At 63.4% G+C, this 15394-nt stretch carries 12 protein-coding genes; 8 read left to right on the top strand and 4 right to left on the bottom strand.

Annotation, left to right across the window (positions count from 1 at the left end):
* Positions 1-115 precede the first annotated feature (115 nt).
* From NKJ12_RS25910 to NKJ12_RS25930, 5 genes are read left to right on the top strand one after another with little or no spacing between them, the layout of a single operon-like run.
* Positions 116-2008 carry a SurA N-terminal domain-containing protein gene (locus tag NKJ12_RS25910; protein WP_352705960.1) on the top strand — a complete coding sequence of 631 codons (1893 nt, stop codon included), beginning with the start codon at positions 116-118 and terminating at the stop codon, positions 2006-2008.
* Complete coding sequence (gene trpD / locus NKJ12_RS25915; RefSeq protein WP_352705963.1) at positions 2005-3015, top strand: anthranilate phosphoribosyltransferase; 1011 nt, start codon at positions 2005-2007, stop codon at positions 3013-3015. The genes NKJ12_RS25910 and trpD overlap by 4 nt, the downstream gene beginning before the upstream one ends.
* A 4-nt stretch (positions 3016-3019) precedes the next feature.
* Positions 3020-3832 (top strand): indole-3-glycerol phosphate synthase TrpC, encoded by an 813-nt coding sequence (trpC, locus tag NKJ12_RS25920; protein WP_352705965.1) that lies wholly within the window; start codon positions 3020-3022, stop codon positions 3830-3832.
* 1 nt (position 3833) lies between these two features.
* Positions 3834-4334 (top strand): cyclic pyranopterin monophosphate synthase MoaC, encoded by a 501-nt coding sequence (gene moaC, locus NKJ12_RS25925; RefSeq protein WP_352645656.1) that lies wholly within the window; start codon positions 3834-3836, stop codon positions 4332-4334.
* Positions 4334-5539: a molybdopterin molybdotransferase MoeA gene (locus NKJ12_RS25930; protein ID WP_352705968.1), complete on the top strand. Its 1206-nt coding sequence runs from the start codon at positions 4334-4336 to the stop codon at positions 5537-5539. The genes moaC and NKJ12_RS25930 overlap by 1 nt, the downstream gene beginning before the upstream one ends.
* A 7-nt stretch (positions 5540-5546) precedes the next feature.
* On the opposite strand, the gene NKJ12_RS25935 is transcribed toward NKJ12_RS25930, so the two are convergent.
* Both NKJ12_RS25935 and kynU read right to left on the bottom strand, forming a co-directional pair.
* Positions 5547-6377, bottom strand: a complete 831-nt coding sequence (locus NKJ12_RS25935; protein WP_352688332.1) for a hormone-sensitive lipase — start codon at positions 6375-6377, stop codon at positions 5547-5549.
* Between the two features lie 96 nt (positions 6378-6473).
* Positions 6474-7721 (bottom strand): kynureninase, encoded by a 1248-nt coding sequence (kynU, locus tag NKJ12_RS25940; protein WP_352705970.1) that lies wholly within the window; start codon positions 7719-7721, stop codon positions 6474-6476.
* 450 nt (positions 7722-8171) lie between these two features.
* Between kynU and lexA the strand changes: the two genes are divergently transcribed.
* Complete coding sequence (gene lexA / locus NKJ12_RS25945; protein WP_023674949.1) at positions 8172-8906, top strand: transcriptional repressor LexA; 735 nt, start codon at positions 8172-8174, stop codon at positions 8904-8906.
* Here the strand turns inward: lexA and NKJ12_RS25950 are convergent.
* Positions 8900-11365 (bottom strand): ComEC/Rec2 family competence protein, encoded by a 2466-nt coding sequence (locus tag NKJ12_RS25950; RefSeq protein ID WP_352705973.1) that lies wholly within the window; start codon positions 11363-11365, stop codon positions 8900-8902. The two genes, lexA and NKJ12_RS25950, sit on opposite strands and share 7 nt — an antisense overlap.
* 96 nt (positions 11366-11461) lie before the next feature.
* Here NKJ12_RS25950 and gltX point away from each other — a divergent pair, with 96 nt between their 5' ends.
* A complete protein-coding gene (gltX, locus tag NKJ12_RS25955; protein WP_352705976.1) occupies positions 11462-12883 on the top strand; it encodes a glutamate--tRNA ligase in 1422 nt (473 codons plus the stop codon).
* A gap of 179 nt (positions 12884-13062) precedes the next feature.
* Complete coding sequence (gene gltA, locus NKJ12_RS25960) at positions 13063-14391, top strand: citrate synthase (protein WP_254817305.1); 1329 nt, start codon at positions 13063-13065, stop codon at positions 14389-14391.
* A 98-nt stretch (positions 14392-14489) separates the two neighbouring features.
* Here gltA and NKJ12_RS25965 read toward each other — a convergent pair.
* Positions 14490-15394, bottom strand: a 905-nt coding sequence (locus NKJ12_RS25965; protein ID WP_352705978.1) for a lipid-A-disaccharide synthase, incomplete at its 5' end; no start/stop codon positions are given.

The following is a 15394-nucleotide window of genomic DNA, read 5'->3' on the forward strand; positions in this document are numbered from 1 at the left end:
GCTGGCCCTCACTATCAAAATCAGGCCACAAAGCAATCGACAGTGAGCAGGAAGGGCGCTATTGCGCTTGTTTCAGACTCGGCGCATGCGAAATGCGCAAAAATCGGAAGTACTCATGCTTGGTATGTTGAGAAGTGCGGCGGGGACCTGGGTCGCGAAACTGCTGCTGTCATTGTTGGTGTTGAGCTTCGCCGTCTGGGGTATCTCGGGACGGCTGATGGGCGGTCTTGCCGGCCATGACGCCGTGATCACGGCCGGAGGCACCAAGGTCTCTATCAACGAATACCGCCTCGCCTACGATCGCCAGCTCAGCGTCATGTCGCAGCAATTCGGCCAGCGCATCAGCCGTGAGCAGGCGACGGCGCTCGGCATCGACAACCAGGTGCTGGCGCAACTCGTATCGGGTGCCGTCCTCGACGAGCAGGCCCGCAAGCTCGGCCTCGGCCTGTCCAAGGACCGGCTCGCCGAACTGACGCGTGAAGACCCGGCGTTCAAAGGGCCTGCCGGAACCTTCGACAGGAGAACGTTCGAGTACCTGCTTCGGCAGATCGGCATGCGGCCGGAAGACTATTTGAAGAACCGCGCCCAGGTCGCGGTCCGCCAGCAGATCGTCGAGGCGGTTTCGGACGGCCTCAAGGCCCCTGATACATTCTTCAAGGCAGTCGCGCTCTATCGCGGCGAAGATCGCACCATCGACTACCTGACCTTGCCGAAATCGCTTGTCGAGCCGATAGAAGCGCCGTCCGACAGCGCGCTTTCAGCCTATTTCGAGGAAAACAAGAAAACCTACGCCGCTCCCGAATACCGCAAGTTCTCCTATGTCAGGCTCGAGCCGGAAGACATCATGGATTTGAGCGCGGTGACCGACCAACAGGTCAGCGACGACTACAACAAGAACAAGGCGCGCTACACCACGCCGGAGATGCGCACCATCGAGCAGCTTGTATTCAAGACGCCTGATGCCGCAAAGGCGGCGCTCGATTCGCTCAGGACCGGCGCGACCTTCGACAAGATCGTCGCTGCCGAGGGCAAGACCCCGGCCGACACGCTGCTCGGCACGCTGGCCAAGGACAAGATCGCTGACAAGGCGGTCGCCGACGCTGCCTTCAAGCTCAACGTCAATGAGGTCAGCCCGGTCGTACAAGGCGCATTTGGTCCCGTTCTGCTGCGCGTCACCGAGATCAAGCCGGAAGTGGTGAAGCCGCTGGCCGAAGTATCCGAGCAGATCCGCAAGGACCTGGCACTGGGCGAGGCAAGCCGCATCTTGCTGGACGTGCACGACAATTACGAGGATACGCGCGCCTCGGGCAGTTCGCTCGCCGAGGCAGCCGCCAAATTGAAGCTGAAGGTCGTCACCATCGACGCCATCGACCGCACCGGCCAACGGCCGGATGGAAGCATCGTCAAAGACCTGCCGGAATCGCCGGCGCTCATCAAGGCGGTGTTCGAATCCGAACCCGGAACCGACAATGAAGCTCTCACCACCGCCGATAACGGCTTCGTCTTCTACGACGTGAGCGCGATCACGCCGGCCCGTGACCGCACATTGGACGAAGTCCGCCAGAAGGTCGTGGCCGACTGGACCGCGGCGGAGACCACCAAACGGCTCACCGCAAAAGCGCAAGAGCTCGAGAAGCGTCTCAAGGCCGGCGCCACGCTCGAGGTGATCGCCGGTGAGCTCAAGCTCGAAAAACAGACCAAGCGCGGCGTCAAGCGCGATGCTGACGACGTCGATTTCGGCAAGGAAGGGGCCGCCGCGATGTTCGGCGTCGGCGAAGGCGGCACCGGGCTGATCCCCTCGCCCACCGGCGACGGACAGATCCTGTTCAAGGTTGCCGAGGTATTCGAGCCCGCCGGGGCCGACGCCAGCTCAGTACCCCAGGACGCACAGAAATCCTTCACATCCGGCATGTCCGACGACCTGCTCGACCAGTTGGTAGCGCAGTTGCAGACGCAATATGACGTCCGCATCGATCAGACGGCCGTAACCCAAGCCCTGGCCAGATGAGCGCACTGAAGATCCACATCGCCAAGGTCGCCGCCGGCAGCGCTCTTTCTTTCGAGGAGGCGCGCGAGGCCTTCGACATTATCATGTCGGGCGATGCTACTCCGGGCCAGATAGGCGGCTTCCTGATGGCATTGCGCGTGCGCGGCGAGACCGTCAGCGAGATCGCCGGCGCCGTCGCCACCATGCGCGCCAAGATGCTGCGCGTCGAAGCCCCCGAGGGCGCTATCGACATTGTCGGCACCGGCGGCGACAATTCGCACAGCGTCAACATTTCGACCGCATCCGCCTTCGTCATCGCCGGCAGTGGCGTGCCCGTCGCCAAGCACGGCAATCGCGGACTGTCCTCGCTGACCGGCGCCGCCGATGTGCTGATCGCATTGGGCGTCAAGATCGACATCCCTCCAGAGACGATCGGCCGCTGCATTCACGAGACCGGCGTTGGCTTCATGTTCGCGCCGGCGCATCACCCGGCGATGAAGCATGTCGGCCCGACCCGGGTCGAGCTCGGCACCCGCACCATCTTCAACCTGCTGGGCCCGCTTTCCAATCCAGCCAGTGTCAGACGGCAGATGGTCGGCGTGTTCCTGCCCGAATGGATCATGCCGGTGGCAGAAACGTTGAAGGAGCTTGGCGCCGACCACGCCTGGGTCGTCCATGGCGACGGCTATGACGAGATCACCACCACCGGCGAGACGCAGGTCGCCGAATTGGCCGGCGGCGAGATACGCAGCTTTGTGCTGACCCCGGAAGCAGTCGGGCTGACGCGTCACACCAAGGACGAGTTGCGCGGCGGCGACGCCGCCCACAACGCCCAGGCACTGCGCGACATGCTGGGCGGCGCCGCTGGCGCCTTTCGCGATACGGTGCTGATGAATGCCGGCGCCGGGCTGGTGGTAGCCGGCAAGGCGACGACGCTTGCCGACGGCATGGTAACGGCGGCGCAGGCCATCGACAGCGGCCGCGCGCTGAAAGTGCTCGACAGGCTGGTCGAGATTTCGAACGGTTAAAACCATGTCCGACATCCTGCGCAAGATCGAGGCTTACAAGCGCGACGAGATCGCGGCGGCCAAGGCACGCGTGCCATTGGCCGAGATCAAGGCACGGGCGACGCATGCCGACGCGCCGCGCGGCTTTCTTTCCGCCCTTGAAGCAACGCGCAAATCCGGCGGGTTTGCGCTGATTGCCGAAATCAAGAAAGCTAGCCCATCCAAAGGCCTGATCCGCGCCGATTTCGATCCGCCGGCGCTGGCCAGGGCCTATGCGAAAGCCGGTGCCGCCTGCCTTTCGGTGCTGACCGACACACCCTCTTTCCAAGGCGCGCCCGAATTCCTCACCGCTGCGCGCGCTGCCGTCGAGTTGCCTACCTTACGCAAGGATTTCCTGTTCGACCCCTATCAGGTCTACGAGGCCAGGGCATGGGGCGCCGATGCCATCCTGATCATTATGGCCAGCGTCGACGACGCGTTGGCAAGAGAACTCGAAGCGACAGCTTTCGGGCTCGGCATGGACGCGCTGGTCGAAGTGCATGATGAGGCGGAAATGGAACGTGCGCTGCGGCTGTCGTCGCGGCTGATCGGCATCAACAATCGCAATCTCCGGACTTTCGAAACCAGCCTCGAGACCTCGGAACGGCTGGTACCGATGGTGCCGGGCGGCCGCCTTCTAGTCAGTGAGAGCGGAATCTTTTCGCATGACGATTGCCGCCGGCTGGAGCGGAGCGGCATCGCTACTTTCCTGGTCGGCGAGAGCCTGATGCGTCAACAGGACGTGGCTGCGGCAACGCGCCTGCTGTTGACGGGCAAGGCGCCGGCAGAGGCGGTCTGAGATGGCGGCCGCCCTCACCCATCTTGGCGCGCAGGGCGAAGCCAACATGGTCGATGTCGGCGACAAGGCTGAGACGGTGCGCACGGCAGTCGCGGAAGGTTTTGTCGCGATGCGGCCCGAGACGCTGGACGTGATCCTCGCCGGCGACGCCAAGAAGGGCGACGTGCTGGGCACCGCGCGCATTGCCGGCATCATGGCGGCCAAGAAGACGCATGAGCTGATCCCGCTTTGCCATCCGCTGCTGCTGACCAGGATATCTGTCGATATCGAGCCGGACGTCGCACTGCCCGGCCTGAAGGTGACGGCATTGACCCGCGTCACTGGCAAGACCGGCGTTGAAATGGAGGCCTTGAGTGCCGTCTCGGTCGCTTGCCTGACCATCTACGACATGGCCAAGGCGGTCGACCGCGCCATGGTCATCTCCGGCATCAGGCTGGTTGAAAAGACCGGCGGTAAATCCGGCGACTACAAGATCACCGGGGCCACCGAGGCAGGCCGCTAATGGCGCTGGTCCCAGTTGCCGAGGCGCTCGAGCGCCTGCTGGACGGAGCAGTTGCGCTGCCGGGCGAACGTGTCGCGCTGCTGGATGCCGCCGACCGCGTGCTGGCGGAGCCGGTTGTGGCGCTCCGCACCCAGCCGCCGTTCAACGCCTCCGCCATGGACGGCTATGCCGTGCGGGCGGCTGACATCGCGTCCCTACCCGCAAGGCTTTCGGTGATCGGCATAGCGCCGGCCGGACGCGACTTTGCCGGAACGGTGCAGCAGCGGCAGGCCGTGCGCATCTTTACCGGCGCGCCGCTTCCCGAAGGCACCGACACTATCGTCATCCAGGAGAACGTCCGCGACCTCGGCGGCGGCAGCGTCGAAGTGACAGAGCCGACGGCGCAGGGGCGCAACATCCGCCGCCTTGGGCTCGATTTCGCCAAGGGCGATGTCCTGCTGCCCAAAGGCCGCCTGCTCGATTCGGCCGCCTTGTCGCTGGCGGCATCGGCCAATCACCCCGAGGTCGGCGTGGTCAAACGGCCGCTGGTCGCCATCATCGCCACCGGCGACGAATTGCTGCCGCCGGGCAGCGAGCTTGGCCCCGACCAGATCATCTCCTCTAACGCCTATGGTGTCGCTGCCGCCGCACAGTCGGTCGGTGCGCGGGCGCTCGACCTCGGTATCGCGCCGGACCGCAGGGAGGCGATCGCGGCATTGGTTGAAAAGGCCGTGAAGGCTGGCGCGAACGTCATCGTCACGCTGGGCGGTGCCTCGGTCGGCGACCACGACTTCGTCCATGACGTGCTGACCGGGCAAGGCATGACGCTCGATTTCTGGAAGATCGCCATGCGACCGGGCAAGCCGCTGATGTTCGGGCGGCTGGGCGACATTCGCTGCATCGGCCTGCCCGGCAACCCCGTGGCGAGCCTGGTCTGCGCTCAGCTCTTCCTGAAGCCGCTGCTGGCGCGGCTCGGCGGCCGCGCCTTTCAGCAGGATATCCGCCGGGCACGGCTCGGTGCTGCCATGCCGGCCAACGATCTCAGGCAAGATTATGTGCGGGCTGTTGTCACAGACGACGCCGGTGCGCTCGTGGCGACGCCGTTCGGCATCCAGGACTCCTCGATGCTGAAAATGCTGGCCGATGCCAACGGGCTGATCGTCCGCGCGCCGTTCGCGCCTGCTGCGGCGGCGGGCTCCCCCTGCGACGTGCTGATGCTACGCTGAACCTGCCTCACTCCGAGGTCAAGGTCCGGGTCAGCGGATGGTCTGGATCGGCCAAACCGTCGATGATGTTGAAATGATGCCGGTCGGGCTCGACCACGGAGCTGGTCGCGGCACCCAGGCCGATCCAGATGTTGGCCAGCAACGCGCTCTGGCGCAGGAATTCGGCGCGCTCGCCGCCGCCGGCCCAGCAGGTCAGGCGGGCCTTTTCCATCGGGCGCAGCAGCACCGGACTTTCGGCCTGCGCCTCGGCCTCATCGATCGCCAGCGTCTCGTTCATGCCGGTGCGCATGATCGGGCGCAAATCATGCACCCCCGAGATCGACACCACGTGACGAACGCGCCGGACCACTTCGGGCGCCAGCGGCGTTGTCCTGGTAACCATCCGGCTAACAAGATGGCCGCCGGCCGAGTGCCCGGTCAGCATCAGCGGCCCTGCGACCATCGCCGCCGCCTTGCCTATCGCCGCGCCGACTTCCTTGACGATGCTGCCAATGCGTATCTGCGGACAGAGCGTGTAGGACGGCATGGCAACTGCATAGCCGCGATCAACAGCGCCCGCGGCAAGATGTGACCAGAAACTCTTGTCGAATGCCATCCAGTAGCCGCCATGGACGAACACCACGACCCCCTTCGGCTTGGTGGCCGGCAGGAAAAGATCGAACCGGTTGCGTGGGTTATCGCCATAGGCCAGGTCGAGCCGCGCCCTGCCCTCGGTCGAAAGCGCCTCGCGGAAAACCTGCGCGGGCTCGACCCAGGCCGCCGGCCAGCGATCGCTGCCGGCTATGTTGGCGCCGTTGGCATAGGCGTTGTCCCAATCGGCAATATGACGTTCGAACACCCTGCGCCCTCCCTGGCAATATGGCCTTGCAACCTAGCCGCGAGCATCGCGCGGCGCATCATCGCCAGCCTCACGATTCCAGCTCTCGCATCAATCTCAAGTGACAGCCGCCTTGATGGCGAAGCGCGCATCCTTCCACGCACCGGTGCGCAGGATGTCCTCAAGCACTTCGACGGCCTGCCAGACATCGGCATAGCCGACATAGAGCGGGGTGAAGCCGAAGCGCATGGTCGATGGCGCGCGAAAATCGCCGATCACACCACGTTCGATCAGCGCGCGCATGATCTGGTAGCCATGCTCATGCATGAATGAAATCTGGCTGCCGCGTTTTTCCCCATCGCGCGTGCTTTCGAGCGTGAGGCCGTAAGTGCCGCACTTTGCCTCGACAAGCTCGATGAACAGATCGGCCAGTGCGATGCTCTTCTTGCGCACCGCAGTCATGTCGACATCGTCCCAGATGTCGAGCGCGCCCTTCAGCGTGCGCATCGAAAGGATCGGCTGGGTGCCGCACAGAAACCGGCGGATGCCGGTGCCGGCCGCATAGCCTGGCTCGAAGGCGAAGGGTCGTGCATGGCCCCACCAGCCGGTGAGCGGCTGCTGGATGTCGGAAAGATGCCGCTCAGCCGCATAGATGAAGGCAGGCGCGCCCGGGCCGCCATTCAGATATTTATAGGTGCAGCCAACGGCAAAATCGGCGTTTGCTTTGTCGAGCTCGACTGGCATCGCGCCAGCGGTGTGGCAGAGATCCCAGACGATCATCGCCCCGGCTTCCTGGGCCGTGCGCGTCAGAGCCGGCATGTCGCGCAGTTCGCCCGATTTGTAGTTGACGTGATTGACCAGCACCACGGCGGTGCGATCGTCGATCAGCTCCTCGATGGTCGGCGCGTCGACCCCCGAGAGGCGCAGCAGCGCATCTTTTCGCGTCGAAACCACACCCTCAGCCATGTAGAGGTCTGTCGGAAAACTATCTCCCTCGGCGACGATGGCCTGCCGCTCCGGTCGCATGGCCATGGCCGCGTGCAGCAGCTTGTAGATGTTGACCGACGTCGTGTCGCAGACCACCGTCTGGCCGACCGCGGCACCGATCAGGCGCCCGAGCTGGTCGCCAAGTTCAAGCGGCATGTTGAACCAGCGGGCCGTGTTCCATGCGCGGATGAGATCATGCGACCATTCTTCGGTCGCGGCCTTGCGCAATTCATCGAAGGCGGCACGTGAAGCAGCTCCTAGCGAATTGCCGTCGAGATAGATCACTCCTTGCGGCAACACAAAGCGGTCGCGCATCGCGCGCAGCGGATCCGCGGCATCCATCGCCTTTACGGCCACGAGATCGGGAATTCCCGTCATGATTTGCCTGCTCCCTCAAAAAAATCCAACGCAACGCCGGACACGCATCAACTGTTCTTCCATTACCGGGTAGCGCGTAGCAAGGCTCCACCGGCGAGAAGCAGCCTGACCAGGCGGTGGAAACCTGGAGTTAGCCCGAGGTTGGCGTTTTGAGTTCGTTTCGTTCACGGTGCATTGACCAAACAGCACCAGTCGATACGGGTTCAATTCCGTGCCCTTTGCCGACCGACGGCCGATGCCAGTGCCGCCTTCAAGGAGGCCAGAACGGCGCAAACGAAAGCAGAATCAAGGGGATGAGGCTCGCGGCGGTGAAAATACGGTACGCCGGTAGGGGACGTCGTTTGTTTCCCGAGCCTTAACGCATTCATTAAACTTTAAACAGTTGCGGAACACAACTGGAACAGATAGTGTCTGTTCTGGGTTTGTTTTCTGATTCTGTTGGGGGTCGCTATGCTGACACGCAAACAACACGAACTGCTTATGTTCATCCACGAAAGGTTGAAGGAAAGCGGTATCCCACCTTCCTTCGACGAGATGAAGGAAGCGCTCGACCTGGCTTCCAAATCCGGAATCCACCGACTGATTACGGCGCTGGAGGAGCGCGGCTTCATTCGCCGTTTGCCCAACCGGGCCCGTGCGCTGGAGGTACTACGCCTGCCTGACTCGATCGCCCCCGGCCTCAATGCGGCACGCAAGTTCTCGCCGAGTGTCATCCAGGGCAGTCTTGGGCAAGGTGCCCCTCGGCAGGGCAAGCCCACATCGTCGCGCGTCCCTGCAGCCGGCAATGACGACGATGTCGTCGCCGCCGTTTCGATCCCGGTAATGGGCCGCATCGCCGCTGGTGTGCCGATCGATGCTATCCAGCACCAGACGCATTCGATTTCGGTGCCGCCGGATATGATCATGGGCGGCGAGCATTATGCGCTCGAGGTCAAAGGCGATTCGATGATCGAGGCTGGCATTTTCGACGGCGACACGGTGATCATCCGCAACGCCGATACGGCGAGCCCCGGTGAGATCGTGGTGGCCTTGGTCGACGAGGAGGAAGCGACGCTGAAGCGGTTCCGCCGCAAGGGCGCCTCGATCGCCCTGGAGGCCGCCAATCCGGCCTACGAGACGCGCATCTTCGGACCAGACAGGGTCAAGGTGCAGGGCAAGCTCGTTGGGCTGATCCGCCGCTACTGAGTTGCGCCCTTGGTGCCGGCTTTTGGATTGTCGGCTCTGCGGTATGGCGGCAGGCCGCGCGCCGCGCGTGAAAATTTCCGCTGCACGTGCCAGGGCCGGTATGATTTTTCGACGGCGAAGCGGATTTCGGCGCGTGTTGCCGCTTGTGGATCGAAATAGACGGCCGCACTTCCCGCGCGCGCCAGTTGCCGTTTGGTGACGACGAGGACCAGCCGGTCGTAGTAGCAGGGATTATGGGCGGTGGCGTCGTCGATGACGATCAAGCTGGCGAAGGCGCAGGCTGGCCGTGCGGTATCGCGGTCCTTGGCTTGCGCAATGATCGCGCCGGATGGATGCCTGGCGAGGCAGAGACCGTCCGTGCAAATGAACGGCATGCCCGGCGGTAGGTCGGCCGGATCGGCAATGTCGAATTGCGGATCGTTCTTTCCAGGTGTTTCCGGCGCGACGATAGCCTCTGATGTGAGCGCGCGTTTCCAGTTGTCGATCGTGAACTCATTCGGGCGTGCCCGGTTGACGGCGAGCTCACCGCTGCCGATCGGCAGCGCGACCAGCCGTGCGTCCTCCGAGATCAATACGTCGGGTACGCGCGTCTGCGTTGTCGTTAGCAAGCCGGCGAGCGCAAAAGGAAGTGCCGCGAGCCGCAACCAGGTCGTCGCCATGCTGGCAATGACGAGGGCGATCGTCACCAAAAGGACAGATCTCAGCGAAATCAGTCCGACCGCATCGATCGGCGAGCGCTCGGAGATCCACCCGGACAGGGCGATCATCGCCGTCAGCCCTTTGCCCATCACGTATAGGAAAGGCCCATCCGCGCCGAACGGCATCGCCAGCGCACTGAGGACGGCGAAGGGCATGACGACCAGTGAGACGATGGGCATGATGGCCAGATTGGCGAACAGGCTGAGCGGCGCCACGCGCTGGAAATGCCATATGGCGAAAAGCGCCGTGGCGCTCCCTGCAATGATCGAGGTCATCGCCAGGCCGCCCATGCCCAGCAGGACCTTTCGCGTGGCGAGGCGTAGCGGCGACCGCCGCGGCGGCGGCGTGGTGGCCCTGCCGGCGCGGTAGTCGGACCAGCCGGCATAGGCGCCGACAAGGGCCGCCGTCGCGGCGAAGGACATCTGGAAGCTCGGACCGACCACCTCGTGCGGCGACACCACGATGACCGCGATGGCCGAGATCGCCAGGTTGCGCATGGTGAGCGCGGCCCGGTCGAACAGCACGGCGATAAGCATCACCGCCAGCATGATGAAGCTGCGTTCGGCCGCTACCACAATGCCGGAAAAGACGAGGTAGGCCGCAATCGAAAAAAGCGCGGCGGCTGCGGCATATTTCTTGACCGGCCGTCGCGATGAGAAGTCGGGAAACAGCGCAAAGGCGCCGCGTAGCAGCGCCATGATGGTGCCGGCGACCAACGCCATATGCAGCCCCGAGATGGAGATGATGTGGTAGATGCCTGTACGCCGCATCGCTTCGTTGATCTCCTCGGGAATGCCGGCGCGCACGCCAACGATCAGCGCAGCAGCAATCTCGCCCTCGGCGCCGCCGATGCGGCTGCGGATATGGTCGGCGATGGATTCGCGCGCGTCTTCGATCGCGGAAGAAAGCCGCGCGGCAAGCGGCATGCTGCCCGAAGCCACGACTTTCGGATTGCCGAGAAAGAAGCCGCTGCCGCCGATACCGGCGAAATAGCTGTCGAAGGAGAAATCATAGCTGTCGGGCCGCACCGGGCCGGTCGGCGGCAGCAGCCGCACATAGCCGGTGATCTCGGAACCAGCGGCCAGCTCAGCCGGTATCTTCATCGCCGAAATGCGGACCCGTTCCGGCATGTAGCGCAGCGTCGGCCTGGCGGTTGAGATCACATCGATTGTCAGTCTGATGCGGCCGCTCGCCATGGGCTCGTACGATACGACACGACCCGTCAGCCGCGTCGAGATTTCGGAACCGAGCATATGCGTCCCGACACGCCAGGTCTCGAACTTGGCGGCAAGCACGCCAAGCGCGCAGAGCAGCGCCACCATGAAGCACAGGCGGGTCCTGGGCCATGACCGCGAGATGACGGCACAAAGGGCCGCGAGGAGCACGATTGCGATCGGCTGCGGAAAGGCCGGCTCCACCGACAGCGCGAAATATACGACCACCCCGCATGCGAGGAACACCGGCACCAGCAGGAAGGCGACGCCACGGTCGAGTTCCAGGCCGGCTGCCGAGGTTACGCTGTTGCGGATGCGGGATGGTGACGGGAGGCGGAAACGCCGGCGTAGGCGCACGATGGGCTCGGACGCAGGCACCGGAACCGTTGCTGGGTCGCTGGCCGGCAGCGACGGAGCATCGAAGCGCGGAGCGGGCAGCAATGCCGATACCGGCAGGGCAGGCGGGGGAGCGGCAAACAGCAAGCGTTCGCTGACGCCGCTACCAGCGTCCTCGCCCTCGCCCGCACCACGGCCTCGCACAGCCATCGGGTCTGCCTCTTGCGCCCTCGACCTCCTATGCTACATGAACGCGCAACGCGCGAAAGTCCGCAAACCCACTTCCTTGGCCCGCCTGAGAGTTCCATGCCCGATAAGGTCGTCACCCGTTTTGCCCCCTCGCCCACCGGTTATCTGCATATTGGCGGCGCGCGCACGGCGCTGTTCAACTGGCTGTATGCCAAGCACACAGGCGGCACGATGCTGCTGCGCATCGAAGACACCGACCGCGAGCGCTCCACCGATGCGGCAACCGCAGCCATTCTCGACGGGCTTTCCTGGCTTGGCCTGACATGGGACGGTGAGCCGGTGTCGCAGTTCGAGCGTGCGCCGCGCCATCGCGAGGTGGCCGAGGAGCTCGTTCGCATGGGCAAGGCCTATTATTGTTATGCGACGCCTGCCGAGCTGGAAGCAATGCGCGAGAGCGCACGGGCCAAGGGGCTGCCTCCCCGCTATGACGGACGCTGGCGCGACCGCGACCCGTCGGAGGCGCCGCCCGGCGCCAAGGGGGCGATCCGCATCAAGGCGCCGACAGACGGCGAGACGGTGGTGCATGACCGCGTCCAGGGCGACGTGCGTTTTCCCAACAAGGATCTCGACGATTTCATTATTCTGCGCTCGGACGGCAATCCGACCTACATGCATGCCGTCGTCGTCGACGATCACGACATGGGCATCACCCACATCATCCGCGGCGACGATCATTTGACCAACGCCGCACGCCAGACCGTAATCTACCAGGCCATGGGCTGGGAGGTGCCGTCGATGTCGCATATCCCGCTGATCCACGGTGCCGACGGCGCCAAGCTGTCGAAGCGGCACGGTGCGCTTGGCGTCGAGGCCTATCGCGCCATGGGCTACCTGCCGGAGGCGCTGCTCAACTATCTGGCGAGGCTTGGCTGGAGCCACGGCGACGATGAGATCATGTCGATTGCCGACATGATCGCATGGTTCGACATTGGCGATGTCAACAAGGGCGCCGCCCGTTTCGACTTCGCCAAACTCGAGGCGCTCAACGGCGTGCATATGCGCCGGATGAACGACGCGGCGCTGCTCGACACCTTCATCGCCACTCTGCCCTATCTCGAAGGCGGCCCGGCAATCGCCGCCCGCCTCGACGACAGACGCAAGGCGCAACTGCTTGCCGCTTTGCCCGGCCTGAAGGAGCGCGCCAAGACGCTGGTCGAACTTGTTGAAGGGGCTGCATTCCTGTTCGTCGAGCGGCCGCTGCCGGTCGACGAGAAGGCGGCGGCGCTGCTCAGCGGTGAGGCGCGCGCGATCCTGCGAGGCGCTCATGCGGCACTGGCCACGGTTTCGGACTGGTCTGCCGCCTCGGCTGAAGTCGCGATCCGCGACTACGCGCAGGCCGGCGGCCATAAACTCGGCGCCGTGGCCCAACCTTTGCGCGCCGCGCTCACCGGCAAAAGTACCTCGCCAGGTGTCTTTGATGTGCTTGCCGTGCTGGGCCGCGAGGAAAGCCTGGCGCGGATCGCTGATCAAATCGATTAGCGAACTGGCCTAAGAAGATTGGCATTGAAAGGTGTGTTTCGCAGTGCAACATTGGGCCTTGGCCTAATCTGGCGCGCAGATACAATTGCGGGCGCAAATGTGCATATTCCGATGCTTTTGACGTGTTGGGTTCAGATATTTTGCCTTTGCCGGCCTGAGGAAACAAAAAGGAGTTTGCTATGACCGAACCTGCGACGAAAATGGAATTTGGCGGCAAAACCCAGGCATCGACGGCAAAGCTGGAGCTCGGCGGCAAAACCCATGAATTCAAGATCCGAAGTGGTTCGGTAGGACCTGACGTCATCGACATCGGTTCGCTCTACAATACCGCCGGCGTCTTTACCTATGATCCCGGCTTTACGTCGACGGCGAGCTGCGAATCGGAAATCACCTTCATCGATGGCGATGCCGGCATTCTTTTGCACCGCGGCTACCCGATCGACCAACTGGCCGAGCACGGCGACTTCCTCGAAGTCTGCTATCTCTTGCTCTATGGTGAATTACCGACCAAGGCGCAGAAGGACGATTTCGACTACCGGGTGACGCGCCACACCATGGTACATGAGCAGATGTCGCGCTTTTTCACCGGCTTCCGCCGTGATGCGCATCCGATGGCGGTGATGTGCGGCGTGGTCGGCGCGCTGTCGGCCTTCTATCACGATTCCACCGACATCTCGGATCCGTATCAACGCATGGTCGCCTCAATGCGGCTGATCGCCAAGATGCCGACAATCGCGGCGATGGCGTACAAATACCACATCGGCCAGCCGTTCATTTATCCGAAGAACGAGCTGAATTTCGCAGCCAACTTCCTGCATATGTGCTTCGCCGTGCCTTGCGAGGAATACAAGATCAATCCGGTGCTGGCGCGCGCGATGGAGCGCATCTTCATCCTGCACGCCGATCACGAACAGAACGCCTCGACTTCGACCGTCCGCCTGGCCGGCTCGTCGGGCGCCAATCCCTTTGCCTGTATCGCTGCCGGCATCGCCTGCCTGTGGGGTCCCGCACATGGCGGCGCCAACGAGGCAGCGCTGAACATGCTGGGCGAGATCGGCCATGTCGATCACATCCCGGAATTCATTGCGCGCGCCAAGGATAAGAACGATCCGTTCCGATTGATGGGCTTTGGCCACCGCGTTTACAAGAACTACGATCCGCGTGCCAAGATCATGCAGAAAACGGCGCACGAAGTCCTGGGCGAGCTCGGCATCAAGGACGATCCGCTGCTCGACATCGCCATGGAGTTGGAAAAGATCGCGCTGACCGATTCCTATTTCATCGAGAAGAAGCTCTACCCTAACGTCGATTTTTATTCCGGCATCACCCTTAAGGCGCTGGGCTTCCCCACCACCATGTTCACCGTACTGTTCGCGGTCGCCCGCACCGTCGGCTGGATCGCGCAGTGGAAGGAGATGATCGAGGATCCGCATCAGAAGATCGGTCGCCCACGCCAGCTCTATACTGGCGCGCCGGAACGGGATTACGTGCCGATCGCGAAGCGGTGAAGATAGCGAGTAGCGAGTAGCGAGTAGCGAGTAGCGAGTAGTAGCTGAAGCAGCTTGGCCGTTACCGCCAGCACCATTTCCTACTCGCTATTCACTATTCACCACTTCCTCACCATACCCATCACCAGCCCCGCAGCAATCTCGCCTGACGGCTTGGCGGTTGCCACACGCCCGGCAATGTCGGCAAAACCGTGCTTCTGCCAGGTGCGGTAAGCGGTATCGGAGAACAGCGCTTCCAGTTGCCGCGCCAGATAATGCGGCCGCACATATTGATTGTAGTGTTCCGGCACAATCGGCCGGTCGGCAATGAGATTGGGCAAGGCTGCGCTCCATACTTTGATCAGCGGCTGCGCCATGCGCATGACCGGATCGAGCCGGTAGCAGGAGATCATCGGCACACTTGCCAGTGCAAGTTCCAGCGATACCGTCCCCGACGCGATCAGCGCCGCATCCGCCTTGCCGAAGGCCTGCCATTTGCGTTCGGCATCAAGGATGATCTCCGGCTTCTCGTCCCAGCTCGCAACCGAGGTCCTGACCAGATCGGCGACGTGCGGGACCGTCGGCAACAGCAGGCGCAAGCGGTGCCCGCGCGCCCGCAGGATCGACACCGTCTCGCCGAACGGCCCGACCAGGCGTCGCACCTCGCCGCGACGCGAACCGGGCAATACGAGCAACGTTTTGACGTGATCTGCGGACAAGTCACGCGGCTGCGCCTGCGCCCTGGCGGCACTGACTATGCCCGGATCGTGTGCAAGGCGATGCCCGACATAGGTCCCGGGCGGCCCGCCCAGGCGAGCGAGTTCCTTCACCTCGAACGGCAGAATGCAAAGAATGTGATCGACATACGGTTTCATCGCCGCCGCCCTGCCCGGCCGCCAAGCCCACACGCTCGGGCAGACATAGTGGACGATCGGGATAGTCGGATCGGCCGCACGCACCTTTTTGGCGACGCGTAGCGAGAAATCCGGACTGTCGATGGTGATAAGGCAATCGGGCTTTTCAC

Origin of the sequence: Mesorhizobium sp. M0195, from assembly GCF_040322115.1 — a bacterium.
GTDB lineage: Bacteria > Pseudomonadota > Alphaproteobacteria > Rhizobiales > Rhizobiaceae > Mesorhizobium.

What these genes read in the sequence shown, in the direction of transcription:
- gltA (WP_254817305.1), top strand. Translation starts at nt 13,063, where the DNA reads ATGACCGAACCTGCGACGAAAATGGAATTTGGCGGCAAAACCCAGGCA.
- NKJ12_RS25910 (WP_352705960.1), top strand. Translation starts at nt 116, where the DNA reads ATGCTTGGTATGTTGAGAAGTGCGGCGGGGACCTGGGTCGCGAAACTG.
- NKJ12_RS25950 (WP_352705973.1), bottom strand. Translation starts at nt 11,365, where the DNA reads ATGGCTGTGCGAGGCCGTGGTGCGGGCGAGGGCGAGGACGCTGGTAGC.
- gltX (WP_352705976.1), top strand. Translation starts at nt 11,462, where the DNA reads ATGCCCGATAAGGTCGTCACCCGTTTTGCCCCCTCGCCCACCGGTTAT.
- kynU (WP_352705970.1), bottom strand. Translation starts at nt 7,721, where the DNA reads ATGACGGGAATTCCCGATCTCGTGGCCGTAAAGGCGATGGATGCCGCG.
- moaC (WP_352645656.1), top strand. Translation starts at nt 3,834, where the DNA reads ATGGCGGCCGCCCTCACCCATCTTGGCGCGCAGGGCGAAGCCAACATG.
- lexA (WP_023674949.1), top strand. Translation starts at nt 8,172, where the DNA reads ATGCTGACACGCAAACAACACGAACTGCTTATGTTCATCCACGAAAGG.
- trpD (WP_352705963.1), top strand. Translation starts at nt 2,005, where the DNA reads ATGAGCGCACTGAAGATCCACATCGCCAAGGTCGCCGCCGGCAGCGCT.
- trpC (WP_352705965.1), top strand. Translation starts at nt 3,020, where the DNA reads ATGTCCGACATCCTGCGCAAGATCGAGGCTTACAAGCGCGACGAGATC.
- NKJ12_RS25930 (WP_352705968.1), top strand. Translation starts at nt 4,334, where the DNA reads ATGGCGCTGGTCCCAGTTGCCGAGGCGCTCGAGCGCCTGCTGGACGGA.